Consider the following 24,173-nt stretch of genomic DNA (forward strand, 5'->3'; position numbering starts at 1 on the left):
CCGGCACCGGCACGATCGCCGTGGCCGCCCACCCCGGCGCCGTCCGTACCCGCCTGTTGCGCCACAGCCCGTGGCACTTCCGGTTCGTCGTCCACCCCCGCGCCCGGATGCTGTTCTCCTGGCTCATCCAGGACGAGGACACCGGCGCCCTGCCCACCCTGCGCGCCGCCACCCACCCCCGCGCCCGCGGCGGCGACTACTACGGCCCCGATGGCTGGAACGAGTTCACCGGCCGCCACCCCGTGCCGGCGCGCTCCACGCCCCGATCGCACGACGCCGACCTGCAACGACGGCTGTGGCAGGAGTCCGAACGGCTCACCGGCATCCGCTACGACCTCGCGGCGACCGGCATCGACGCGCCGACCGCCACATGACCGCGCGTCTCATGACCGCCCGCCTCTGGCTGCGGATCTCCGCGGTCTACCTCGGGCTGCTCGGCCTGGCCTCCCTCCTCGCCCCACAGGCCGCCGCCTCCGGGCTCGGGCAGCCCATGACACCGTTCGACATCTTCGCCGCACGCACCGTCGGCGTGATCCTCATCGCCTTCGCCGTCGCCAACTGGTCGACCGGCGTACGGCCCGCCACCGGGACGGTGCTGGCCAACGCTCTGCTCAACGCGGCCCTGGCGGCGCTCGACACCCTCGCCATCCTCGACAAGACGATCAGCGCCGGCAGTTGGGGAGGCATCGCCGCCCACCTCGTGCTCCTGACCGCCCTCCTGGCGCACCTGTTCACCGCCCGCGCCGCCACCGGCACGACCGCACCAGCCGTCCCGTCGAAGGAAGGAGCCTGACCCGTCGCGGACCCTCCTGTGGCATGTGCCCGGGTAGGTCGCCTGGCAGGTGACGCGCTCGGGGCGTGCAACCGCCGGGGAAGTGAACGACGATGAGCCAGGACAGCACGCACGCTGAGACCGCGCGCACCATGACGCTGCCGACCCTGACAGCGATGGTGATCGGCTCGATGGTCGGTGTCGGCGACTTCTTCGACTACTCCTGGGCCCCCGTCCTCCCGGGACGGATCGTCCGCTCCGTCCATCTCCCAGCGGCTCCACTCGTCCTGGACCGGGCCGTCACCGGCGGCATCCCGGCCTACGTCGCGCGGCTGCTCACCGACCTGCTTGTGAGCATTGATCGGCGACCATCCTCATAGAACTCATAGAAACGGTAAGGAAACAACCGCTGCTCTACTACTGGTCCGCATGACGTACCGAACTTCACTGACGGCCCTGGGCCTGGCGCTGGCGGGGTTGGTGGCACATCCTTTCGCGGCGGGCGCCACCGCTACCGTCGGCGCGAGCGCGAGCTCCGGCGTGTCTTCTGTGCAGTGGAAATCCTGCCCGGCCTACTCCGATGAGGTGATCCGCAGCCTGGGCGTGACGGAGGACAAGGTCGCGGCCTTCCGCTCCTTGATGAAGCGCCTGGAGTGCGGGACGGTCAGCGTCCCGCTGAACCACCGTGACCCCGCCGGGCGGAAGATCGACATCGCGGTGACCCGGCTGGCCGCCGCGGACGAGGCCCACCGGCTCGGCGCCATCGCCGTCCTGCCGGGCGGGCCGGGCAACAGCGGATACCTGGACCCGGTCCTGCGGGCCGCGCTCAGGAACGAGGAGATGGCTGGGCTCAACGAGCGATACGACATCATCGGCTTCGACCCGCGCGGGGTTGGGTACAGCACCAAGGTCGCCTGCCCCACCTCGCCTGTAGGCCCGCAGGAGCCCGGCACGCTGACCAAGGAGGCGGCCAGGAAGATATACGACGCCCAGGTCGCCGCCAACCAGAAGTGCGGACGCTCCGACCCCGCCTTCCTCGGACAGCTCACCACCGAGAACGTGGCCAAGGACCTGGACCTGGTACGGACCGCGCTGGGTGAGAGCGAGCTCAACCTGCTCGGCTTCTCCTGGGGCACCTATCTGGGCATGGTGTACCGCAGCCTGTTCCCCGGGCACACCGGACGGGCCTTCCTGGACAGCGTGGCGCCGCCGTGGACCCGTATTGACGAGCACGCCAAGGACAGCACGGTGGCGGCCGAGCGTAACTTCGGGCGCATGGCCGCCTGGCTGGCCCGCCACGATCAGATCTACGGTCTCGGTGCCACCGCTCGGCAGGTGCGCGAGGAGGTGGCGAAGCTGGTCCGCGCGTACGACAAGAGCCCCAAGACCTACACCGACCTGCAGCGGCCCATCGACGGCTCGGCCGTCGCCGACCTGGCCAGGCGCAACTCGACCGAGTGGGCGCGCGCGGGCAAGGCTCTGGCCGAACTGCGGAAGACGACGGGCAGCACCGCCCCGCCCACCGTCAAGGAGCTGCTCGGCGCTTCGATGATGGGGACGCCCGTTCCCGGCGCGCCCGAAACACTGAACATGACCATGAACCTGGCCGTCGCGTGCAATGAGGACAGCAGCCGGGCCGGTTTCGACTCTGCCTGGCGTGCCTACCAGCAGCTCGTGAAGCGCCATCCGGCGACCGGCCGGTCCTGGGGACTGCCTGTCATGTGTCCCGGCTGGCCGCTGCCGGTGCAGCAGGCCACGTTGAAGCGGGGCAGCGGGTCACTGGTGCTGGCGGGACACCTGCACGAGTTCATGTCCGTCTACGACTGGACGCTGCAGACGCGGCGCGCCATCGGCGGCACCGTCTACACGGTCGCCGACGACGTGCACGTGTCGACCACCCGGGTGCCCGAGTGCGCCGCCGACGTGGTGCGGTACTTCGAGACGGGCCGGATCGGCAGAGGTTGCGAGGGCAGCGCAATCCCGAGCTGACCACCGGCTAGGGGCCTTCGGGCATATCTTTAGTTATGCGAATATAATCGTTATGTGCCTATAACCAGCAGGGCGCCCTCCCCGCCCGCGTCCGCCCTCGCGCTCAGCCCTCGCCAGCGGATGCTCGTCCTGGCCATCTGCTGCATGAGCCTGTTCATCGTCGGCCTGGACAACACGATCGTGAACGTCGCGCTGCCCGCCATCCGCCGCGACCTGAACGCCTCCGTCTCCGGCCTGCAGTGGATCATCGACGCCTACACGGTGGTGCTGGCGAGCCTGCTCATGCTGGCCGGCTCGACCGGGGACCGGATCGGCCGACGCCGCACGTTCCAGATGGGGCTGGCGCTGTTCACGCTCGGCTCGCTCATGTGCTCGCTTGCGCCCGGTCTTGGCTGGCTGATCGCGGCGCGGGCGCTGCAGGCCGTCGGCGGCTCCATGCTCAATCCAGTCGCCATGTCGATCATCACGAACACCTTCACCGAACCACGCGAGCGGGCGCGGGCCATCGGCATGTGGGGCGGCGTGGTCGGCATCAGCATGGCGCTGGGCCCGCTGGTCGGCGGCTCGCTGGTGGGCTCGGTCGGCTGGCAGGCGATCTTCTGGATCAACATCCCGGTGGGGCTGGTCGCGTTCGTGCTGTGCGCGCTGTTCGTGCCGGAGTCGCGCGCGCCGCGCCCGCGCCGGGTGGACCCGGTCGGGCAGGTGCTGGTCATCGTGCTGCTGGCCACCCTGACGTACACCCTCATCGAGGCGCCGGAGGCCGGCTGGGGGTCGCCGCGGACGCTGGGCGGCTTCGTGGTCGCGGCGCTGGCGCTGGCCTGCCTGGCGCCGTACGAGCTGCGCCGCGCCGAACCCCTGATCGACCTGCGCTTCTTCCGCAGCGCGCCGTTCACGGGGGCCACCGTCATCGCCGTGTGCGGCTTCGCCGCGCTGGGCGGGTTCCTGTTCGTCAACACCCTCTACCTGCAGGAAGTGCTGGGCCTGTCCGCCCTGCACGCCGGGCTCTACACGCTGCCCATGGCCGGGCTGACCGTGGTCTGCGCGCCGCTGTCGGGCCGGATCGTCGGGAACGCCGGAACTCGCGTCCCGTTGCTGGTGGCCGGGGCCACCATGGCGGCCAGCGGCCTGATCATGACGGGGCTGTCGGCGGACACACCGACCTGGCGGCTCATGGCCGCGTACGTGCTGTTCGGGCTGGGCTTCGGCATGCTGAACGCGCCGATCACCAACACCGCCGTGTCCGGCATGCCACGCACCCAGGCCGGTGTGGCCGCGGCCGTGGCCTCCACCAGCCGCCAGATCGGCCAGTCGCTCGGCGTCGCGGTCATCGGCTCGCTGGTCACCTCGGCGGTGTCCGGCCCGTTCGCCACCGGGTTCCCGGCGGCCAGCCACGTCGGCTGGTGGATCGTCGCCGGGTGTGGGGTGGCCATCGTGCTGCTCGGTATTCTGACCACGACCGGCTGGGCCCGCCGCAGCGCCGCCCGTACCGCCGAACGGCTCGCCCACGCTCCCGACAGAACGGCGGACGCCTCATGAGCGACACCCCCGACCAGGAGGCGGTGGCCCGCGTCTGGACCGCCATGTACGACCTTGTCCTGCGGCAGGAGAACCGCCGCAAGGAGGTGGCCGAGACGCTCGGCGTGAGCTTCTTCCGAGTCAAGGCGCTGCGCCGCCTGCTGGCCGGGCCGATGACCATGCGGGAGCTGACCGCCAACCTGTCCACCGACAAGCCGTACACCACGTTGATGGTGGACGATCTGGAGCAGCGCGGCTACGTGACCCGCAGCATCTCCCCCGACGATCGCCGCAGCAAGATCGTCGCCCTCACTCCGGCGGGGACGGCCGCCGCCGAGGCGGCCGAGCGCATCCTGGCCCGCCCGCCGCGCTCCCTGCTCGCCCTGGATCCCGGCGACCTGGCCGCCCTCGATCGCATCATGGCCAGGCTCCGCGCCCCGGAGGAGTCCGCGCGACGGTTATGAGCAGTCGGCTTCCGCCCGGCGGATCTCTGCGGGAGTCATCCCGCGCTGATCTCCGGCAAGGCGGCAGGTGAACCGACCGTCGCAACCTCAAGGACTCTGGAAACGCGAAATCCCGCCCGATTGAGATGATCGGACGAGATCCCGTCAACTTCCTTGGCCTCCTGCAGCGGCGGCGTCGTTATCCGCCGCAGTTGCCCCAGCTCTGGCGCCCGCCCCGGGCCACGGCCGGGTCGTGCCCGTTCGGCTTGATGGTGCCCCGGAACTTCACGCAGGCCTGCTTGGCCCAGTACTTGACCGGTCCCGCGTAGTACTTGTAGCTGCCGCTGTCCCGGCGCACGGTCGGGTCCTGCTTCGTGTCCTTGACCGCCTTGGGCATGACGGTGAGCTCGGCGCTCATCTGGGTCTTCGTACCGACGAAGCTGGACTTGATCGTGACCACGCAGTTCTGCTGGGTCTTGCGGTTGTAGAGCAGGTAGACCGTGCCGTACCGGCGGCCGCTGGGCGTCGAGACGGCCTTCGTGCCGTCGGAGACGCGGCCGAAGCCCGCCCCGCAGATGCCCTCCGGGCTGCGTGCGGCAGCGGCGTTCGCCGGGGTCGCCAAGACACCCCCCATGCAGAGTGCCGTCGCGAAAAGGATTGCCTTGCCGGGCATTCGCACGTGATCATCCCTTCGATTTGACTGAAGATCTCGACAAGCATGCCCGAAATTTGGTTATCGGTCCACCCTTATGGATCCAGATTGGTCACCCACAGGAATCCCTCCATCACCCAACGGTGAGGTCCAGCCGACGGCACCCAGCGGAGCACGGCCCCCGGGCCGCGTGATCGCCGTCCCGGTCGGCCCGGGCGACACCGCCACCGACCTGTTCCACCGCACCGTCGACCTCATCGCCCCCATCGTCGCCGAGGCCTTGGATCTCATCGCCTCCGGCCACACCGGCTGGACGCCCCAGGACCGCTCGAAGGCCAGCTTCTTCCACAAGCGTTCGATCGAGGACAGCAACATCGACTGGACCTGGCCCGCCGAGGACATCGAACGGCTGGTGCGCGCCCAGTCCGACCCCTACCCCAAAGCTTTCACCCACTACAAGGGCGAGTGCATCCGCATCCTGAAGGCCTCGGTCTCCAAAGGGCATCTACGGTGGCACCCCGGGCCGGGTGTTCATCCGCGAGGGCGACGGCATCGTTATCGTCGCCGGCGCCGAGGCCCGCCGTGGCCGCAGCCACGGCCTGGTGATCGAACGGGTCCGCACCCAGGACGGGGCCGACCTGCCGTCCGATGAGGTGTTCAGGACCATGGGCGGCTACCTTGGTACCGAGACCAGAGGCGCTTGCGGCTCCAGCCCATCTCGGCAACCAGTCGTTCGACACGTACCCGCCCTCGGTTAGCCACCATCTGCCCCCAGGAGAAGGTGACTTCCGGGTCGACAGCTCGGCGTGCGTCGTCCCGCCGAGCCAGCGCAGCCTCCGCGATCGCGAATCGGTCCTCCCACGACCGGGCGGCACGCAATCGCTCTTGGATTCGCACGGCCTCTCGTCCCCAGAGGTCATCGAGGGCGACCACCGTCCCGCCCAGCTCCGAGGAGGCGCCCAAGACCGCGTGTGCGACCACCGGCGAAAGCCGCAACTGGAGGCACTCGGAACTTCTGGCCAACCCCCGCCCTCGAGCCCTGTTGGGCGCGAGTCCGGCGACGACGCGTTCTCGCTGCTGCGAACCACAGCCGTCTTCGACGACGAATGGTTGGTCGCCGAGGTCGAAGATCACCGTAACCGCGGGGTGCGGGACCAACGCGATGTCGAGGAACTCATTCGCTTGATCGCTGAACCCTGCCATCACGACCCCCGGCAGCCGGCCAGGACGCGACGGGACCGTGATCTCCCATCGAGGTACACCGGCGCGAACCGGCTCGGCTGACCCCACGCTGACAATGTTAGGAGCCACTACGCGGTGGCGCGCAACGCGACAATTCTCAGGACATGGCTCGGGCGCGCGACAATGCGCACCCCCGGTGCCCGGCAAGGATCCTCCTGTTAGCGGCGATCTGTTCAGCTGGTGGGGGCGGTGGCTTCGGCGTGGTCCAGGAGCAGTTTGCCGGTCGATTGGGGGTCATCCATCATCGGGGTGTGTCCCACGACCGGCAACCACTCGGCGCGGGCGCCGGGCATACGCGCCAGGGGGCAACCGACAACTCCGATCAGCGTCGACCGGCCCACACCTCGCGCTCGGCACCGTCGGGGTCGTCGACGACGGTGATCCCCTCGTCGATCAGCGCGGTGGACCGGTCGGCCAGGTTGTACCGGGGCCAGCCCGGGTCGCTGTCGGCAACAAAGCGGACCCAGGCGCCGTGGGCCGTATCGGCGACGACCTGTGATGGTTCGTCGCCGACGAGGGCGTGGCTGGACTCCTCGTCGAGGAGGTCGAACACATACGGGATCTCCACCGCGTGGGCGGCGCCGAGGCGGCCGGCGAAACTCGGCGACTCGTGGTCGAAGCGGTACATCCAGGTGTCGGCCTCGCCTGCCTCGAGGCGTGCCTCGGCGACCCGGATCGCCGGAACCCGCATGAAGCAGTCGGTGGTCACGGCAGCGAGCAGGTCCCCGTTGCTCGCTCCCGGCCGGGCTGCCCGGTAGCGCTCGACCGTCCCGTCGGGCGCGCCGTGGGCGCCCACGACTGCGGAGAGGATGGGCTCGTCCACGATGTCAATCATGCCGGTGGGGACGAGGCCGATCCGGGTGTCGTCCCGGTTCCACCCGGCCAGGAGCCGCACGCCGCTGCCGGCACCCCTTCTCAACGCGTCGAGCGGGTGGTCGGGGAGGGTGTCGCCGTCGAGGACCGGGGCGAAGGGGAGGCTTTCCCACCTGGCCGGATCCGAGGCGGTCTGGACCTGCTTGAGGAGGGCGGACGCCGCCCGCGTGAGCCGTTCGACTGGCACCTCGCTGAAGGCCTCACGGGTCGGGGCAACCCCGAGCGACTCGGCCAGCCTTGAGGCGACGCCCGCGGCTGTCTCAGCCGTGAGTGTCTGGGCGGCCGCCCCACTTTGGGTGACCGCCTGGCGGAACAGGCCTCGGGCGCGGGGCATGGCCATAAGGGTGATGATGCTCATGGCCCCGGCGGACTGGCCGGCGACGGTCACCCTCCCCGGATCGCCGCCGAAGGCGGCGATGTTGCCCTGGACCCACTCGAGCGCGGCGATCTGGTCCAGCAACCCCAGGTTGTCGGTGCCGTCATCGAGGTGGAGAAAGCCCTCGGCACCGAGCCGGTAGTTGATCGTGACGCACACAACCCCGTCGCGGGCGAAGGAGGTGCCGCGGTAGCCGGCGACGGATCCGGACCCCTTCGTGAACATGCCGCCGTGAATCCAGACCAGTACCGGCAAGCCGGATCCCCGGGAATCGGGGGTCCACACGTTGAGGTTGAGGCATTCCTCGCCAGGGATCACGACCTCCGGGAACAGCTCTGCGCTCTGCGGACCGTCGTTGTCTTTCGGGCAGGTCGGCCCGTAATCGGTAGCGCTGCGCTCGCCCTCCCACCGCACGGGCGGCTCGGGAGGCCGCATGCGGCGTGCCCCGAAGGGCGGGGCGGCGTACGGAATCCCGAGGAACGCTGCCACTCCCTGGTCCACCCGCCCCCGCAGCCGACCACTCGCCACCTGAACCTCTGGCGCGCTGTCCACGGTCTTCGTCATCACCTCTCCTGTCGCTTGGAGCTCCGCGGTATCCGCACTCGGAGCCGTACCAGACACGAGATCGAGCATCACAAGCCCAGGGCCAGGGCGTCTTGAACAAATGTTCCGCTCTATGGCCAGCACCACGGGCACCGGCGGCGGCTGGACGGGCGTGGTCCAAGACGGCCACGCGACGCCGTCGACCGCCGACCATCGCCTACAACGACCAAGCCCGCCCATTCCGCTGGACCTACGACGGCACCCCGCTCAAGGTCGCGTAACCAACGCAGGATCAACGCGTTGACGCGCTAGCGGCTCGCAGTTGGCCGGGCGCTGCTGCCGCAGAGGCGCAGAGTGCTTTCCAGGCACAGAGCCGCCGCCTCACGGGCAGTGAGGCGCCCGTCGGCGACTTCTGCCGCGGCGGCGTGCTGGAGTCCGATGACGGCGGCGGCGAGCCAGGCAGCGTGGAGTGACCCGTCGAAGTCGCCCATGCGCTGGCCTCGTTGGATGAGTCGTTCGAGCCGCGGGGGCACGACGTCGTGGGGGTCATTGCTCGTGGGCCGCGGGATCCCGGTCGCGGTGGGGTCGAGCAGGAGGGGGTAGCGGCGGATGAACCGCCAGCCGGCGTCGAGGAACTGGGCCAGCGCGTCGGCGGGCGGGGCGGTGTCGAGGCCGGCGGCGTCGAGCAGCGCGGCGTATTCCGCGGCCGCAGCCTCAATGAGGGCGGCAATGAGGGCGTCGCGTGAGGGGAAGTGTGCGTAGACGGTCTGGCGGGTGACGCCGGCCGTGGTGGCGATCTCTTCCATGCTGGCGTCGGATCGCTCGCCGATCACGACGCGTGCCGCGTTGAGGATGGCGTCGACGCTGCGCCGAGCGTCGGACCGGCGACGTCGGGCCGGCGTGGCGGTGTCGAGGCTGTCAACCATCCCAGCAAGGATATCTGCCGGCCATAACCTTGACAAGTCGTAAGAGATAAATAATTCTTACAGCATGTCAAAGAACAGCATGGATGGGGACCGCCCGGCGATCGAGGCGCACGGCCTGGTCAAGGTCTACGGCGAGCACCGGGCGCTGGGCGGGATCGACCTCACGGTCCGGCGCGGTCAGGTGTTCGGGTTCCTCGGCCCCAACGGAGCGGGCAAGACCACCACGATCCGCATCCTGGCCACCTTGACCCGGCCTGACAGCGGCACCGCCCGTGTTCTCGGGCACGACGTGATCAGCGAGCGGGATGCGATCCGGGCCCGAGTGGCCGTGACCGGCCAGTTCGCCGCCTTAGATGAGGACCTGACCGGGTATGAGAATCTGATCATCCTCGGCCGCCTCCACGGCCTGTCCCGCGCCGCCGGCAAACAGCGAGCCGATGACCTGCTCGCCGCTTTCGACCTGACCCACGCGGCCGGCCGCCCGGTGGGCGGATACTCGGGCGGGATGCGCCGCCGGCTGGACATTGCGGCCAGCCTGATCGTGACCCCCGACCTGCTCTTCCTCGACGAGCCGACCACCGGGCTCGACCCGCGCAGTCGTAGCCAGGTGTGGGAGCTGGTCCGCCAGATCGCCGCGGCCGGTACCACGGTGCTGCTCACCACCCAGTACCTCGACGAGGCCGACCAGCTCGCCGAGCAGATCGCGGTCATCGACCACGGCCGGATCGTGGCCGAAGGTACCAGCGCCCAGCTCAAATCCCGGGTCGGCTCGGGCACACTGCACGTCCGGCTCCTTGACGGCGAGCAGCGTCCGCACGCGCAACAGGTCCTGGCCGGCGCCCTGGAGGGGACGGTCCATCTCGCCGCCGACCCGCTCGCCCTGTCCATGCTGCTTGCCGTACCGGCTGACGCGACAGACGTGGGCCGGCTGGTCGGGCGCGCCATGACCCAGCTCGCCGAGGCCCGGGTGGGTATCGCCGAGGTCGCTCTCGGTCAGCCCAGCCTGGACGAGGCCTTCCTCGCCCTGACCGGCCACACGGCCGGTCCAGCCACCACCGACCACGAGGACGTGAACGCATGAGCACCCCGGCCGCCGTCACGCGCCCCGCCGCGGCCGAGACGTACCAGATCGACGTCCTGCTCACCGCAAGCCGGCCACGCCGCCGTGCCGGGGCACTCGCCGCCTCCGCGACCTTCGGCCGGCGAGCCATGCTCAAGATCAAGCACGACCCCAAACAGCTGGTGGACTCGGTCGCCATCCCGATCCTGTTCACCGTGCTGTTCACCTACCTGTTCGGCGGCGCCATCAGCGGCTCGCCCGGCAACTACCTCGAGTTCCTCCTGCCCGGCACGCTGAGTATGAGCATCGCCATCGTCACCATGTACGGCGGTGCCCGTCTCGCCCAGGATGTGACGACCGGAGCCTTCGATCGCTTCCGTTCCCTGTCCGTCTGGCGCGGCGCCTTCGTGCTCGGTGGCCTGCTCAGCGATGCCGCCCGTTACCTGTTCGCCTCCGCCATCGTGGTGGTCCTCGGAGTGATCATGGGATATCGGCCCGATGGTGGCGCACCGGGTGTGCTCGCCGCGGTAGCCCTGATTGTCGCCTTCGGGCTCTCCCTGTCCTTGCTGTGGGCCGCGGTCGCCTTGCTCATGCCCGACCCGGCCGTCGTCATCAGCATCGCCAACGTCGTACTCATGCCACTCTCGTTCGCCAGCAACATCTTCGTCCAACCCCAGACCATGCCCGGCTGGCTCCAGGCCTTCGTCGAGGTCAACCCGCTCAGCCACGTCGCGACCGCAGCCAGGGGCCTGATGAACAACGCCGGCGGCACCGGCGGATCTGTCGCCTGGTCGCTCATCGCGACCGCTGCCATCACCGCAGTGTGCGCGCCGCTCACTCTCCACCTCTACAGCAAGCGGGGCTGACGCGCTTAGGGCCGTCGGCGGGTACACGATCGAGCCGGCCAAGGCCGACGGCCTGCGCGTGATCGCCGACGCCGCACCGAAGGACGAAGCGCTGGTGCGCAGTCGGGGCGCAGACGTGTCCCCCGGCACGTCCGGGCCGAAGTGCTGAAGGCCGGACTGTCCAGCACTGCCGAAAAGGGTGAGACGGTTCCCGGCCGTCCATGTCAGCATGCACCATCATGTTGGAGTACGAGACGAGCGACGAAACACTGGCCGCCATCGCCAGTCGGCACGGGACCAGCGCCGAGCAGGTGCGGCCCCTTCCCACAGGGGTGGCCAACCGTGTCTTCCTGCTCGGCGACGACCTGGTCCTGCGCATCCCGCGGACCAAGCAGTTCCTCCCGGACTTGGTCAAGGAGGCCGCAGTCATCCCTGTCGCCCGGCACGCAGGCGTGCGCACTCCGGAAGTCGTCGCCTTCGATGACACCTGTTCGGTGGTGGAGGTGCCCTACATGGTGCTTGCCCGAGCGCAGGGCGTAGATCTCGCACGCCTCGAGCTGCCTGCCGCCGACACGGACCTTGTCTTCCACCAGGTGGGGCGGGAGCTGGCCAAGCTGCACCGGCTATCCCCAACGAACGCACCTGCCCTTCCTGCCGTCCCCGTGGAGAACGGCACCGCAGACCCCTGGGCGCTCACCAACCGCCTTTTCAAGGAAGGCTGGATCGACGCCGAGACCGCCCGCTGGCTCACCGGCTGGTTCGACCGGCTCTCGGTGCATCTCCCTGCGGACCCGCCTTTGGTCCTGGTCCACGGCGACATCGCTCCGCAGAACCTGCTCGTCTCCCGGAAGACGGCTCAGCTCAACAGGATCGTGGATTGGGGCGATGCTCAATGGGCCGACCCTGCTGTCGACTTCGCCAAGATGCCCCTCCCCGGCATCCCGGCCATGCTCGACGGCTACCGTCAGGAAACCTCAACGTGTACACCGACCTGGGAAGCTCGCGTGCTGTGGTTCCACCTGACCTGGGCCATCGGGCGTCTGGCGGATCCCGTCCCGCACCCGGGCGAACGCCACTGGACTGCCCCTCCAGCCAGTCGGCTTCTGGGGCTGCTCCGCTTCTTCGCCTCAGCTCCACCAGCGCCCTGGGGCGATTTGGCCTGATCCGGCGGTGTCAGTAGCCGGCCTCCCGCACATATCCATGGGCCTCGGACTTGATGGCTACTGTCACCTGGTCTTTCGTCACTCTGACGGATGGCCCAAGATCAGCACCACCGCATCGAGCAACCGCTGCCAATCGGCTTCCCGCAGGTCTCGCCGGAGCACGCCACCAACCGCCGCCAACGCGTCGACGAGCATGGCGCGGACCGTTCGCTGGTCTTCCTCGAGCGCGGCGGCGAGTCGGCCAACTTCGCGTCGAAAGCGCTGACTTTGCGAGAAGTCCACCAGTGATGGCGGCAGAGCCGTTATCGCTGGATCCGCGGTCGGGTCGGCAAGATCGATCGCCAAACGGGTTCCAAGCGCGTCAGCGAGCCGGCCGAGTACGGCGACGGTTGGGTTGCCGCGGCCGTTCTCCAAATTCGCGACATAGGGCACCGACAACCCGGCCTCCATGGCCACCGAGGCGACCGTCCGGCCGAGGGCCGCACGGCGGCTCCGCAACCGCCGGCCAAGTTCGACTTGATCCATAGAACTATCTTGACAGAATAATCCATGGCGCGCTTCTCTCTTGAGAGAATACTTCGAGGGGGAAACATGCTGCAGGCCTTACGAGTGCGAGACTTTCGACTGCTCTGGACGGCGCGATCAATCGCCGCCCTCGGCACAGGCCTGCTTGACGTCGCGGTCCCCGCACACGTCTATGCCGTCACCGGCTCAGTACTCGCGACCGGCCTCACCCTGGCCTTCAGACATCTGCCCGCCCTGCTCCTGGGGCCATTCGCCGGGGTCATCGCCGATCGGTGGGACCGTCCCCGCATCATGATCACCACCGACCTCATGCACGCCATGGCGATCTCCGCGGTACTCCTGGCCCGAACACCCGAGACGATCTGGCTCATCTACGCGGCGTCGCTCGGCCAAGGCACCGCTGCGGCGATCTTTCGCCCAGCCGCCCAAGCGCACACCCCCGCAGTCGTGGGCGTCGGCCCCCTACTCAGCGCCGCAAACGCGCTCAGCGCCTTCACCACTGGGGTGGTTGGACTGAGCGCTCCACCGATCGGCGGGCTGCTGTTCGCCGCCTCCGGCATCAACGCGGTCATCGGTGCCGCAATCGCCGCCAGTCTTCTGTCCGCGACGGCTGTTGCCCGGACCACCACACGGTCCCGCGCGCATGGCCCTACCCAGAAGGTGCTCGCAGACCTCGTCCAAGGGTTGCGTCACCTTCGGCAAGCCGCAGCAACGCGGGCGCTGCTGGCCACGAACAGCGTTTACCTGCTCGCGAACGCAGCGCTCACCGCTCTGCTCATACCCTTCGGCGTGACGCACCTGGGCGGAAGCGTCCAGGTCGGCTACCTTCTGTCCGCATTGGGCCTCGGCTTTCTCCTGGGAGCGCCCATCAGCCGAAGACTCGTCGACCACTTCCCCGCCAGGACAATCATCTCCCTCAGTCAGGCACTCGTTGCCGGCGCGTTCTTTCTCATGTTCAACGCCTCGTCGCTCCCTGTCGCGCTGACCGCTGCGGTCCTTCTCGGGGTGCCAGGAGTCACCGTTCTGATCGCCATCCACACATGGCTGCAACGAGCCACTCCGAAGGAGCTCCTCGGCCGTGTCAGCTCGGCCTTTGTCACCGTCGAAGCCGCGGCAAGTATGGTCGGGGCTTTCGCCGGACCTGCCATGAGTGAACTGATCAGCCTTCCACTGGCACTCAACGCGGCTTGCGCAGTCACCGTCCTATCCGCCCTGGTCACGCTTTGCCTGATGCCCCGCGGCAGCCAGGTCCTCCAAGGAACAGAAGGCCGCCGCAGCCCAGATCCCGCGCAAGGCCAAGAGCATCCACATGCCTCATGATGATGATGATCTGGCCTCGACGGTTGGCATGATTGCGGTCCGAGCACGGTTCGGATCATGCTGCTCGTCCGTGCTGTGCCGGATCGCCGTCGGCGAACAGCAGGCGGATCCCGTACGGCTCGCCGCGATCGCCACGTTCGCCACCAAGATGTGCGCCGGCATCCACCATCACCACCAGGCCGAGGACGACGTGCTCTGGCCCGTCATCGTGCGCTCGGCCGGCGCCGAGGTGGACCTGAGCGAACTGAGCGACGACCACGCCCAGCTCGACCCGCTGCTGAAGGAGATCACCACCGCCGCGGCCGGGCTCGGCAAGGAGCAGTCGGCGGCCGGACGGATGGCCAGGTCCCTCGCCACCCTCGCCGACCTCCTCGACCAACACATCGAGGAGGAGGAGCGACTGCTCTTCCCTATCATCGCGAAATACGTGTCGGAGAAGGACTGGGAGTCGGTCGAGGACGAGGTGCGCAAAGGCGGCGACATCGGCTTCGACCTGCCGCGGATCGGGCAGTATGCACGGCCGGACGAGCTGGCCGAGCTGCGGAGGCTGGCTGGGCCGCTGCTGGCGATCCTGCTCAGGCTGCTGAACCATGGACACCGGCGCCGCCAGCGCCTCATCTTCGGCACGGCGTGAGCCGCTACGCCGGCCGGCCGCGCCTCTCCCGGGCGACCCTGGCCCAGTGCGGCAAGCCGCCCGTCAGAACGGCCTTCCCCGCCTGCACGTAGCGCCCGTCCGCCTCCTGGCCCAGCGCGACGGGCCCGAACGTGATGGTCTCGCTCTGCATGCCGGCGAGCTCTCCTCCGCCCCGCGTACAGCTCGCATGTGCCCGCCTTGGGCAACTGCTCTCACAGGGAGCGAGCTCGTCGAGGGAGTCGCGCACGCTGCCGCGGGCCGTCAGCACCACGAACCAGCCCAGCATCTCCATCGCGGTCTCGTTCGCGAAGGGGCGGGTACCGCCCTGGTCGGCTCGTACGACGAGGTCGCCGACCTGCTGCGGGAGTACGCGGCGCTGGGCGTGGAGGAGTTCGTCCTGTCGGGCCGGCCGCATCTGGAGGAGGCGTACCGGGTGGGTGAGTACGTGCTCCCCCGCCTGAGACGCGTCCCCGTCTCCTGAACCCGGCCTTCTACGGCTCCGGTCTTCTACGGCTTTTCTAAGGTTCGCCGACGGCGCGGTGAAGGTCGGCCGGGTTGGCTGGCGACAGCCGCCGGCCGGAGATGCCGGCCCGGGCGGCCGGGAGGAGAAGCGACATGGACCGACGAAAGGCCAGTTTGGCCGCCGGGATGGTCGCGGTGCTGGTGCTCGGCGGGTCGGGGGCGCAGGCGGCCTCGCCCCCACCCGGCGGCGCCGACGATCCGTGCGCCAAGACCGCGACGTGCTCACCCGCCGACATGGCGAAGTTGAAGGAAGAGGCGGTGTTGAAGGAGCAGGCGGCGAAGGCCGAGGCGGCCCGGACCCAGGCCGTCGATCCCGGCCAGGACGGGTCCAGGTGCTCAGCCGATGTGAAGCAGCCAGAGGCCATCGATTCGGGCAAGTTGGCCCAGGCGCTGGCCGACACGCTGGGCGTCGGGCTCGACCAGGCGACCGCCGCCGTGGAGGAGCTCAACCTGTACTCCCAGAAGGGCGGGATAAATCCTGACTCGGCGGAGTTCACGGCGATGGCCGCGCGGCTCGGCGTGTCCGTGAACAGCCTGAACCAGGCGCTGGGCGCGATCAAGCGGAAATTCGCACCGCCGGAGGTCGGCACGCCGGACCGCGCCGGAACGCCGGAGCGCATGAACACGCCGGACCCCGTGAAGCCGGACTACGTGAAGCCGGATCCCGTGAAGACGCCGGACGGGATCGGGACGCCGGACTCCAAGACACCGGACGGGGTCGGCACGCCGGACTCCAAGACACCGGACGGGGTCGGCACGCCGGACTCCAAGACACCGGATGGAGTCGGCACGCCGGACCCCAAGACACCGGACGGGGTCGGCACGCCGGACCCCAAGACACCGGACCCCGTCAAGACGCCGGGTTCCTGAGCCGCCGGACGGCCGGGTGGGCGACCAGCCCGCCGGGGATCACCAGGAGGGCTGGGCGACGGCCATCCCGCCCGGCTGTCCTGAGCGGCTGCACCCACCGAGACGCGAGCGGCGGCCACCCCCTCCTGGCCATTCCAGGCATGAGAGGCGACCACGCCACCCGGCTATCCGAGAGACTGACCAGCGACCGTGCATCAGGCCTGGGGCATGAGAGGGCTGGGCGGCGGGGGGCTTCGGCAGGGAGAGTGTCATCATGCACGTCCTAGTGGCGGATGACGATGAGGCGGTGCGCCGCTCGCTGGCGCGCGCGCTCGCCCGTGAGGGCTATCACGTGAGCACGGCCGCCGACGGCCTGCTCGCCCTGGAGGCAGCCGGAGGTGGGCGGCAGGACGCGGTGGTGCTGGACATCATGATGCCCGGGCTGGACGGGCTGGAGGTGTGCCGCCGCCTCCGAGCCGGTGGAGACCGTACGCCGATCCTGATGCTCACGGCCCGCGACCTGGTCGCCGATCGGGTGGCCGGGCTGGATGCCGGGGCCGACGACTACCTGGTCAAGCCGTTCGCGCTGGAGGAGTTGCGGGCCCGCCTGCGTGCCCTGCTGCGGCGCAGCGGCGCGGCGGAGGAGGTGCTGCGCTTCGCCGACCTCGAGCTGGACACCGCGGCCTGCCGGGCCTCGCGCGGCGCGCGGGTGCTCGACCTGACCAGGACCGAGTACACGCTGCTGAAGGTGTTCCTGCGCAACCCGAACCGGGTGCTGAGCCGCAACGTGATCTTCGACGCTGTCTGGGGGTACGACTTCGGCCCGTCCTCCAACGCGTTATGGGTCTACATCAGCTATCTGCGGGCCAAGCTGGAGGCCGGGGGCGAGCCACGGCTGATCCAGACGGTGCGCGGGCTGGGGTACGTGCTGCGGGAAGAGCCGTGAAGCTGCGGACCCGGGTCGCGCTGGCCGGAGCGGCCGTGGTGGCGGCGGCGCTGCTGGTGGCCTCGCTCGTGCTCTATCCGTCGGTGGCGGCCGGGCTGGCCGGACAGCACGACGGGGAGCTGGTACTGGCCGCCGGCCAGGCGCCCCGCCTGCTGAAAACGTTCAAGGTCACCGAAGAGCCCCTGCCCGCGCGTCCGGTCAGCGTGGGCAACACGCTGCTGCAGTTCTTCCCGCCTCCCGTGGAGCCGGGCGCGACGGCCGGCTTCGTGCCGCTCACCATCACGGATGCCGAGGTCGCGGTGGGCAGGAGCACCTCGTACTTCCAGGACGTGACCTATGACGGGGCGCGCTACCGCGTCTACACGGCTCCGCTGAACGAGGTCGACCGGGCCCTGGTGCGTACCGCGTTCCCGCTGGACCGGGACGACGAGACACTGGGCAGGCTGAAGCTCCTGCTGGCGGCGCTGACACTGGGCGGCGCGCTGATCGCCGGTATGGGCGCGCGGCTGCTCGCCGGGCGGGTGCTGCATCCCATCGGCCGCCTGACCGAGGTGGTCGAGCACGTCACCGCCACCCGTACGCTCACCGCCACCGGCCTGGACGGCAGCGGGCGCGACGAGGTGGCCCGCCTGGCCCGCTCCTTCACCACGATGACGGGCGCTCTGAACGAGTCCCTGCTGGCACAGCGGCGCCTGGTGGCCGACGCGTCGCACGAACTGCGTACCCCGCTGACCAGCCTCATCACCAATCTGGAGCTGCTGGGGGAAGGACGCGGCACCGCCGACCCCCAGGCCCCTGCCCTGGTGCACGAGGCCCGCGCCCAGGCCGGCGAGCTGCGGGTGCTGGTCAACGACCTGGTGGAGCTCGCCCGGTACGGCGACACGCAGATCCACATCGAGGACGTCCGCCTCGACCTGGTGGCAGAGCGCGTGCTCGCAAGGGCGCAGGCGCGCGCGCCGCACGTGCGGCTGCGGGCCGAGCTCGCCGAGTGCCTGGTGTGCGCGGACCCGGATGCCGTCGAACGCGCCGTCGCCAACCTCGTCGACAACGCGATCAAATGGAGCCCGCCGAGCGGCGAGGTGTTGGTGCGGGTGGAGCCCTCGGGCACGCTGTCGGTCGCCGACCAGGGCCCCGGCATCGCGCCCAAGGACCTGCCCTTCGTCTTCGACCGGTTCTACCGCGCCGAGGCGGCCCGCGCGCTGCCCGGCTCGGGGCTCGGCCTGGCCATCGTGCGGCAGATCGCCGAGGCGCACGATGGCACGGTACGGGCCGAGCCGCTTCCGCAAGGGGTCCGGCTCGCCCTGTCACTCCCCTTGGCGACCTGAGCTGGGCCACCCCCTGCGATCAGTGATGGGGCGGGGGGGGAGCGTTCTGTCGGTGGCGGAGCGTAGCGTGCCGTCCATGACGACGCTCCTCGGCAACCTGGTGGACCTCTCCGACTTCGCATGGCAGCGCCTGCGCAACCGGTTGGAGGGCCTGACCGACGAGGAATACCTCTGGGAGCCGGTGTCCGAGTGCTGGACGGTCTGCCGCGGCGAGGACGGCTCGTACGAAGCCGACGGGGCACGGCTGCCGCCCGAGCCGCCGCCGTTCACCACGCTGGCCTGGCGGGTCACCCACCTCATCGACGTGCTGCAGGCCGAGCGGACGGCGACCTGGTTCGGGCACCGGCCGTCACCGCAGGACGGGCTGCCCGGGGTGCCGGGCAGCGCCGCCGACGCGCTGCGGGCGCTGGAGCACGCCTACGACGTGTGGCGGCGGCGGCTGGCCGGCCTGAGCGAGGACGATCTCGTCAGTCCCATGGGGCCGATCGCGGGGCCGTACGCCGAGCAGGACGGCACCGCCTTCGCCCTGCACATCCTCGATGAGCTCATCCACCACGGAGCCGAGATCGGCGTCGTGCGTGACCTTTACCGTCAGCTCGGGCCGCGTGACCCGTTCGTGCTCGCCTGCGTGCGCGGCGACCGAGCGGAGATCGACACCATGCTCGAGAAGGACCCCGCGCTGCTCGAGCGCACGCGTGCCGAGCATCCCGCCCTGCTGGTCGAGGCGGCTGCGCTGCAGCGCTGGGCGGCGGTGCAGGTGCTGGTCGAGCTGGGCTTCGACGTCAACGCCCGCTCCGCGTCCGGCCGCGTCCCGGCCCACTACGCCGCCGGGACCGGGCACGTCGACACCCTGCGGATGCTCGTCGGGCACGGCGCCGATCTGACCGTCACCGATTCGATGTACCAGGCCACACCGCTCGGCTGGGCCCAGTGGTTCGGCCAGGAGGAGGCCGCCGGCTACCTCCAGCGGCACCAGGCCGCCTGACAAGGGCCCCATTCCGCCCAACCATCCCGACCGACCCGCCGATCGGTCATGTCCCAGAGGGTGCGTGGGCCGGCACGTTCAGAGGACGCGGGCGGGCACGTCCGGACGCTCCCCGGGCCGCCACGTCCAGGAGCCCCGAGGGCGGGCGCGTCCATAAGACGTGCCCGCCCGCCAGAAGGGTCAGGCCAAGGGCTTCGACTCGTCCAGCTTGGCGATCTGGGTCAGGGCCGCCTTGTACTTCTTGGCCAGTTCCCGGATCTTGGCCCCATACGTGGCCGCGTCGGCGTTGACGATGTTGCGGGCGTTGGTCGCGTCCCACTTGGCCGGCAGGTCGTAGTCGGCCAGCTTGTGGTTGCCGCGGAACATCCCGTCACGCATCCCCAGCACCATGATCCCCGCCGCGACCGCCGGTTTGGCGGCGTTCTCCGGGTTGGTCAGCAGGTCCACGTTCCCCAGCGAGGCCAGGTTGGTGAATTTGGCGTAGTTCGCCCGCCCGGTGACCTGGACGTAGCCGCGGCCGATGAAGACCATGAAGTCGCACTTCCTGGCCGCCTTCTTGACGGCGACCGGCTGGGCGTCCGGGTAGGCGGTGCCGTTCCACAGAGCCACGTCCGCGGCGGTGCTGATGTCGCCCGCGTCCTTCAGCGCCTTGCCGGCCTTGATGTTGCCGGCGAGCGTGTTGTAGCTGCTCTTCTGGCCGGGGATGGCGTTGAAGAAGTACGCGTCGCGGGTGAACACAGTGTCGGTGGAGATGCCGTTGGAAAGCTCGGTGGTGTACTTGCCCATCGCCGATTCGTGGTGCGCGGTGGCCAGGACGTAGCTGACCGGGTTCAGGTCCGCCACCCCGCGGGCCGCGCAGGCGCCGAGTATCGCGTTCAGCGCCGTCCGTGCGGTGGCCGCGCCGTTGACGGTGTTGGCCACCGGCAGCGCGCGGTTCACCGCGACGGTGAGCGCGGCGGCCCGTACGCCGGCCACGTCGGCCTGCGGGAAGCCCGCGTCGTCCGGCAGCACCCCGGTCTTGACGAACTGGGCCGCGTAGAGGAAGCGGGCCGGGCTCTCCAGGCTCGCGCTGTGGGTGGTGACGACGTCCACGAACTCCAGGTACTTCAGCAGCGGATCGATCTCCTTGGCGAGGTTGCCGAAGCGCTTGGCCACGGCCGCCACCACGTCGGAGTCGGTGAGGAGCTGGAGCATCTGCACGAAGTCGAGCACGTTCGAGAACGTCGGCTCGGTGATGAGGACGGAGTTGAGCAGGGCTGGGTCCGAGACGGCAGGGGCCGGCGGGGTGGAGCCGTTCTGGGTCACGGCGGGCTTCGTGTCGATCCCCTGGGCGGATAGGGCCTTGTCGACGAGGGCCGCCTTGACCGAGTCGCTTCCCGGCTGCGCCCCGTCCCCATTGGCCTGGGAACCGTTCGCCCCGGCGTCCGCCTGCTTCTCGTTGATGGCCGCCTTCTCGTTGATGGCGGCGCCCGCCTCGGACAGCGTCTTCTCTTCGGGTTTCTTGGCGCTCATGGCGTCGGCCAGCGCGCTGAGCGTCGTCGCGAGAGCGGTGCCCGCCGCCTGGAGCTGGCCGATCGATGCCTTGCTCGCCGCGTCGAGGGCCTGCCCGGCAGCCTCACCGCTCGCGGTCAGCCCGCTCATGTTGCGGAAGGCGTCACTGGTCGAGATCGCGGTGAGCACGCTCGACAGGCCGGCCGGCTCCGGCAGCGCCAGCGGGCTCTGGATGTTGACCAGCGGCTTGTCGAACGTCCCCAGGTCCGGCGCCGTGGCCGGCGTGTGCGTGCCGGCCGTCAGCGGCTGGATCCCGGGCGGCGCGGGCGGCGGCGAGTCGGCCCAGTCGAAGAACCGGGTAATGTCGAGCTTCTCCGCCGCGTTCGCCCGCCCGAGCACCGCTTCGGCGAACACGCCCCCGGTCGGCACCGCGACGGTGTCCACCGAGATCCGCGAGCGGTCCACGTGCTCGTCCAGCCAGGCGCGCCAGTCGTCGTCCTCCTCGTACGTGAACCGGTAGACGAGGTAGTTGCCCACCACCTGCAGGGGCGCGGGCGAGAGGTGGTCGACGAGGTTCACGGTGTTGCCGCCGCCGATGCCGATCTTGAACGGCGCCAGCTCCATGATCCGCGACTGCGGGTCCTCGTGCAGCCACACCTGCTGGCTGTAGTAGAGCCGGTTCTCGTTGAGCAGAGCGCCGAGCTGCGCCAGCGCGGGTGGGGTGCTGGTCTGGTAGAGGGGTACGTTGTTGAACTGGCTGACGCTGGTGTCGACGATGAAACTGCAGTCGAGCCATCGGGCCTCGGATCCGAGCCCGACCGCGAACTCCAGCTTCACCAGATGGTCAATGTGCGTCCCCGGCGGGTAGCGGGAAGGCTGGTAGGACGGCTGCATCTGCAGCGACACCGCCGCGATCCGTCCGAAGGACAGCGGCGACTGGTCGGGCAGCTCGGAGTGGATCTCCGTGGGCGGGGCATCGTCGGCGGCCGACTGGTCGAGGGAGATGAGGTTGCCGTCCTCGAGCTGGATGTCGACCTTGAGCACGGCTGACCTGGGGTCGTCGGCGCTTACCGCCGGCCACCGCACGGTGTTGAGCAGCAACCGGTAGTCAAGGGTCAGGCGATCCAGGTTCCCGTTGAACACGATGAACCCTTCACGCGCCAGTGCGCGCGCGTTCGCCTTCATCGCCGGCCCGAAGAGGTCGGCCAGCTTCCTGTAGAACGGAAAGGCCGGGTTCAGCGGGATGTCCGGCAGCCGGCTGCCCGTGGCGAAGTACAGCTCGAACCCGGCGGGGGCGCTCTCCTCGAGGTCGGCCAGCAGCGCGCGGGTCTGGCCGTCCAGCGCGGCCGCCCTGAGGATGGACAGGTACTTGACGATGTTGCGCTCGTCGGAGAAGTCGATGAGCCGCATCGGCAGGAAAATGCACCGCTCGGCGCTGGCCAGCCGCGTCTGCGTCTCGTAGACCTGCACCATCTCGTAGTACTGCACGGTGAGCGCGTGCATGTGGTTGTAGTTGGTGACCGTGCGCGTCGCCAGGTTCTCCGACTGCGTCTGGTTGACCTCGCTGACCGACGCGGCCCGCTGATTGCGCAGCGAGGACGACACCTGCTGCGTCGCGTCCCTGATGTTCTGCTGCAGGCTGGTGGCGATGGCGCGGTCGCCGGTCGAGACCGTGTGCGTGGCCGCGACCTGCTGGTTTGCGCTGCCCGAGAACGAGCCGAAGAGCACGCCCGCGAGCCCACCGACGCTGCCCGCTGTGGAGGTGGACTCGGTCGCCGTGACGGAGGCGCCTTTGGTGAACTCGGTCGCGACGCCGCTCGCGATCTGCGAGACCGTGCGGGCGCGATCGTTGCTACTGCTCAGGCGCTCCGACTCGGTCAGCGACTGCTGCGTGGAGGCGGAGGACTTGCTGGTCCAGTCGATCACGGCGATGTTCGTGCTTTCCCCCGGTGCCAGCGGCAGGCTGTGCAGGAGGTGGCCCTTCGCCACGCCCACGGGGTTCCAGCTGTGCGTGTACGTCAGGCGCGCGCCGTACCGGACCCGGTCGAAACCGGCCTGCGGGGTGGCCGTGATGTCGAAGAGCACACCTTCGAGTGTCTTGGGGTCCGCCCCGAACTCGCCGGGGAACATCACGACGGCCGAGTACAGATGCCGTTCGGTGCCGAACTCGCCGCTCTTGGGCACCAGCTCGATCGGCGCCTCCAGGTCGGCGCCGTCGCCGACGACCGGGGTGTAGGCCTCGATCATGATCGCTTTGGCGGCGAGGTACGGCGGCCAGTACGCCAGATCCCTGATGGTCCTGACGCTGAGCTCCTGCCGCAGCGACTGCCCGATGGCCAGGTCGACGCCGGCCAGCACCTCGATGTCGGCGTAGGGCAGCTCGGCCGTGTCGGTGTCCAGGAACCCGTCGTCGACCAGCGACGAGGGGCCCCGCCCGTAGCGGCGCATCACCGATCGGGGGTTCTCGCTGGACGCCACGATACGGGCGGCGTCATCGAAGACGGCCGATACCGACAGGTCGAAGACCGTCATGGCCTTCACCGCCGCGATGGCCGCGCCGGCCGCGCCGCTCACGCCGAGCAGCACCGACGGCGGGCTCGTGAGGATCTGCGCGATCGACAGGTCGGCGAACTGCGATTTGACGAACGTCTGATACCCCATGTCGCTCTCCTGTCACACCAGCAGCGCGGCGGCCGCCGGCCCGAGGGCCTCGAGGATGGGCCCGATCTCGCCGCCGATGCCGGCCACGGCCTCAGCGCCGCCTCCGGCGACCCAGTCGCCCAGCCCGGACGCGCCATTGGCCGCGGTGCTGGAGTTGACGGCCGCACCGGCCGCGTTCCCGACTTCGGCGCCCGCGCTGTTCCCCTTGCCTGCCAGGTTGAACAGCGACCCCAGACCCTTGGCGGTCTTCGTGAGGTTCTCGCCACCGTCGGTGCCGGACGCGAGCAGCTTGCCGAAGGAGTCAGTGATGGCCTTGAGCGTGTCGTTGGCCTGCTTGGCCGCGGCCAGGTCACCGTCCCTGGAGGCCTCGAGGCTGGCCTTGAGCAGCCCCTTGGTGATGTCGATGCCGCTCATGTCGTTGAACAGCTTCGACACCATCAGCGTCTTCAGCAGCGCCTCGCTGTTGCCGAGCGCGGGCAGGGCGAGCGGCTGCTGGAGCGAGAGCACGGGCTCGGG

Annotated in this window: 22 protein-coding genes and 2 pseudogenes; 17 read left to right on the forward strand and 7 right to left on the reverse strand. The window is 69.7% G+C overall.

The window, feature by feature from the left end:
* From AB0J09_RS24305 to AB0J09_RS24330, 6 genes and pseudogenes are all read left to right on the forward strand, one after another.
* Window positions 1-374 (forward strand): annotated as a pseudogene (locus AB0J09_RS24305) (hypothetical protein); the annotation flags it as partial.
* Complete coding sequence (locus AB0J09_RS24310) at window positions 371-793, forward strand: hypothetical protein (RefSeq protein ID WP_360695155.1); 423 nt, start codon at window positions 371-373, stop codon at window positions 791-793. The pseudogene AB0J09_RS24305 and the gene AB0J09_RS24310, both read left to right, overlap by 4 nt.
* A 92-nt stretch (window positions 794-885) precedes the next feature.
* Window positions 886-1,152: a hypothetical protein gene (locus tag AB0J09_RS24315; RefSeq protein WP_360695158.1), complete on the forward strand. Its 267-nt coding sequence runs from the start codon at window positions 886-888 to the stop codon at window positions 1,150-1,152.
* 49 nt (window positions 1,153-1,201) lie between these two features.
* Window positions 1,202-2,761, forward strand: a complete 1,560-nt coding sequence (locus tag AB0J09_RS24320; protein ID WP_360695161.1) for an alpha/beta fold hydrolase — start codon at window positions 1,202-1,204, stop codon at window positions 2,759-2,761.
* A 54-nt stretch (window positions 2,762-2,815) separates the two neighbouring features.
* On the forward strand, window positions 2,816-4,297 hold the full coding sequence (locus AB0J09_RS24325; RefSeq protein ID WP_360695164.1) for an MFS transporter: 1,482 nt from the start codon (window positions 2,816-2,818) through the stop codon (window positions 4,295-4,297).
* Window positions 4,294-4,740, forward strand: a complete 447-nt coding sequence (locus AB0J09_RS24330; protein WP_360695167.1) for a MarR family transcriptional regulator — start codon at window positions 4,294-4,296, stop codon at window positions 4,738-4,740. Before AB0J09_RS24325 ends, AB0J09_RS24330 begins: the two co-directional genes overlap by 4 nt.
* 178 nt (window positions 4,741-4,918) lie before the next feature.
* Here the strand turns inward: AB0J09_RS24330 and AB0J09_RS24335 are convergent, their stop codons facing one another.
* Window positions 4,919-5,353, reverse strand: coding sequence for a hypothetical protein (locus tag AB0J09_RS24335; protein ID WP_360695170.1), 435 nt, complete (start codon window positions 5,351-5,353; stop codon window positions 4,919-4,921).
* Between the two features lie 208 nt (window positions 5,354-5,561).
* Here AB0J09_RS24335 and AB0J09_RS24340 point away from each other — a divergent pair, with 208 nt between their 5' ends.
* Window positions 5,562-6,023 (forward strand): hypothetical protein, encoded by a 462-nt coding sequence (locus AB0J09_RS24340; RefSeq protein ID WP_360695173.1) that lies wholly within the window; start codon window positions 5,562-5,564, stop codon window positions 6,021-6,023.
* 912 nt (window positions 6,024-6,935) lie between these two features.
* On the opposite strand, the gene AB0J09_RS24345 is transcribed toward AB0J09_RS24340, so the two are convergent.
* Together AB0J09_RS24345 and AB0J09_RS24350 are read right to left on the reverse strand one after the other, a co-directional pair.
* Window positions 6,936-8,426 carry a carboxylesterase/lipase family protein gene (locus AB0J09_RS24345; RefSeq protein WP_360695176.1) on the reverse strand — a complete coding sequence of 497 codons (1,491 nt, stop codon included), beginning with the start codon at window positions 8,424-8,426 and terminating at the stop codon, window positions 6,936-6,938.
* A 287-nt stretch (window positions 8,427-8,713) separates the two neighbouring features.
* A complete protein-coding gene (locus AB0J09_RS24350) occupies window positions 8,714-9,331 on the reverse strand; it encodes a helix-turn-helix domain-containing protein (RefSeq protein WP_360695179.1) in 618 nt (205 codons plus the stop codon).
* Between the two features lie 64 nt (window positions 9,332-9,395).
* Here AB0J09_RS24350 and AB0J09_RS24355 point away from each other — a divergent pair, with 64 nt between their 5' ends.
* The 3 genes from AB0J09_RS24355 (at window position 9,396) to AB0J09_RS24365 (ending at window position 12,399) form a co-directional block, all read left to right on the forward strand.
* Complete coding sequence (locus AB0J09_RS24355) at window positions 9,396-10,412, forward strand: ATP-binding cassette domain-containing protein (RefSeq protein WP_360695182.1); 1,017 nt, start codon at window positions 9,396-9,398, stop codon at window positions 10,410-10,412.
* Entirely contained in the window at window positions 10,409-11,257 is an 849-nt protein-coding gene (locus AB0J09_RS24360; protein ID WP_360695185.1) for an ABC transporter permease, read from the forward strand. Before AB0J09_RS24355 ends, AB0J09_RS24360 begins: the two co-directional genes overlap by 4 nt.
* A gap of 218 nt (window positions 11,258-11,475) precedes the next feature.
* Entirely contained in the window at window positions 11,476-12,399 is a 924-nt protein-coding gene (locus tag AB0J09_RS24365) for an aminoglycoside phosphotransferase family protein (protein WP_360695188.1), read from the forward strand.
* Window positions 12,400-12,477: 78 nt separating this feature from the next.
* Here AB0J09_RS24365 and AB0J09_RS24370 read toward each other — a convergent pair whose 3' ends face one another.
* Window positions 12,478-12,924, reverse strand: coding sequence for a helix-turn-helix domain-containing protein (locus AB0J09_RS24370; RefSeq protein WP_360695191.1), 447 nt, complete (start codon window positions 12,922-12,924; stop codon window positions 12,478-12,480).
* Between the two features lie 66 nt (window positions 12,925-12,990).
* Here AB0J09_RS24370 and AB0J09_RS24375 point away from each other — a divergent pair, with 66 nt between their 5' ends.
* Window positions 12,991-14,244, forward strand: coding sequence for an MFS transporter (locus AB0J09_RS24375; RefSeq protein WP_360695194.1), 1,254 nt, complete (start codon window positions 12,991-12,993; stop codon window positions 14,242-14,244).
* Between the two features lie 70 nt (window positions 14,245-14,314).
* Window positions 14,315-14,878, forward strand: coding sequence for a hemerythrin domain-containing protein (locus AB0J09_RS24380; RefSeq protein WP_360695197.1), 564 nt, complete (start codon window positions 14,315-14,317; stop codon window positions 14,876-14,878).
* 4 nt (window positions 14,879-14,882) lie between these two features.
* On the opposite strand, the gene AB0J09_RS24385 is transcribed toward AB0J09_RS24380, so the two are convergent.
* Window positions 14,883-15,029, reverse strand: a complete 147-nt coding sequence (locus AB0J09_RS24385) for a hypothetical protein (RefSeq protein WP_360695200.1) — start codon at window positions 15,027-15,029, stop codon at window positions 14,883-14,885.
* A 144-nt stretch (window positions 15,030-15,173) separates the two neighbouring features.
* Between AB0J09_RS24385 and AB0J09_RS24390 the strand changes: the two are divergent.
* From AB0J09_RS24390 to AB0J09_RS24410, 5 genes and pseudogenes are all read left to right on the forward strand, one after another.
* Window positions 15,174-15,359 (forward strand): annotated as a pseudogene (locus AB0J09_RS24390) (alkanesulfonate monooxygenase); the annotation flags it as partial.
* A gap of 134 nt (window positions 15,360-15,493) precedes the next feature.
* Window positions 15,494-16,270, forward strand: coding sequence for a hypothetical protein (locus AB0J09_RS24395; protein WP_360695203.1), 777 nt, complete (start codon window positions 15,494-15,496; stop codon window positions 16,268-16,270).
* A 253-nt stretch (window positions 16,271-16,523) separates the two neighbouring features.
* Window positions 16,524-17,195, forward strand: coding sequence for a response regulator transcription factor (locus tag AB0J09_RS24400; RefSeq protein WP_360695206.1), 672 nt, complete (start codon window positions 16,524-16,526; stop codon window positions 17,193-17,195).
* Complete coding sequence (locus AB0J09_RS24405; protein WP_360695209.1) at window positions 17,192-18,520, forward strand: HAMP domain-containing sensor histidine kinase; 1,329 nt, start codon at window positions 17,192-17,194, stop codon at window positions 18,518-18,520. The genes AB0J09_RS24400 and AB0J09_RS24405 overlap by 4 nt, the downstream gene beginning before the upstream one ends.
* A 76-nt stretch (window positions 18,521-18,596) precedes the next feature.
* On the forward strand, window positions 18,597-19,505 hold the full coding sequence (locus AB0J09_RS24410) for a DinB family protein (protein ID WP_360695212.1): 909 nt from the start codon (window positions 18,597-18,599) through the stop codon (window positions 19,503-19,505).
* Between the two features lie 180 nt (window positions 19,506-19,685).
* Here AB0J09_RS24410 and AB0J09_RS24415 read toward each other — a convergent pair whose 3' ends face one another.
* Window positions 19,686-23,657: a hypothetical protein gene (locus AB0J09_RS24415; RefSeq protein WP_360695215.1), complete on the reverse strand. Its 3,972-nt coding sequence runs from the start codon at window positions 23,655-23,657 to the stop codon at window positions 19,686-19,688.
* A gap of 12 nt (window positions 23,658-23,669) precedes the next feature.
* The coding region (locus AB0J09_RS24420) for a hypothetical protein (protein ID WP_360695218.1) at window positions 23,670-24,173 on the reverse strand (504 nt) is incomplete at its 5' end.

The organism is Nonomuraea sp. NPDC049784, from assembly GCF_040659615.1.
Classification (GTDB): Bacteria; Actinomycetota; Actinomycetes; order Streptosporangiales; family Streptosporangiaceae; genus Nonomuraea.